1 rRNA gene is annotated in these 416 nt (G+C 58.2%); it reads left to right on the top strand.

What is annotated here, in order from left to right:
• Window positions 1–394 (top strand): 16S ribosomal RNA (locus IF78_RS0142930); the annotation flags it as partial.
• Window positions 395–416 lie beyond the last annotated feature (22 nt).

Below are 416 nucleotides of genomic sequence, written 5' to 3'. Positions count from 1 at the left end.
GGAGACCGCCGGGGTCAACTCGGAGGAAGGTGGGGACGACGTCAAGTCATCATGCCCCTTATGTCTTGGGCTGCACACGTGCTACAATGGCCGGTACAATGAGCTGCGATACCGTGAGGTGGAGCGAATCTCAAAAAGCCGGTCTCAGTTCGGATTGGGGTCTGCAACTCGACCCCATGAAGTCGGAGTTGCTAGTAATCGCAGATCAGCATTGCTGCGGTGAATACGTTCCCGGGCCTTGTACACACCGCCCGTCACGTCACGAAAGTCGGTAACACCCGAAGCCGGTGGCCCAACCCCTTGTGGGAGGGAGCTGTCGAAGGTGGGACTGGCGATTGGGACGAAGTCGTAACAAGGTAGCCGTACCGGAAGGTGCGGCTGGATCACCTCCTTTCTAAGGAGCACTTCTAAGCCGG

This window comes from Streptomyces bicolor, from assembly GCF_000719285.1.
In the GTDB taxonomy this organism is placed as follows: Bacteria; Actinomycetota; Actinomycetes; order Streptomycetales; family Streptomycetaceae; genus Streptomyces; species Streptomyces bicolor.
Note: the sequence above shows the minus strand (reverse complement) of the source record. Positions and strands in the feature narration are given on the sequence as shown.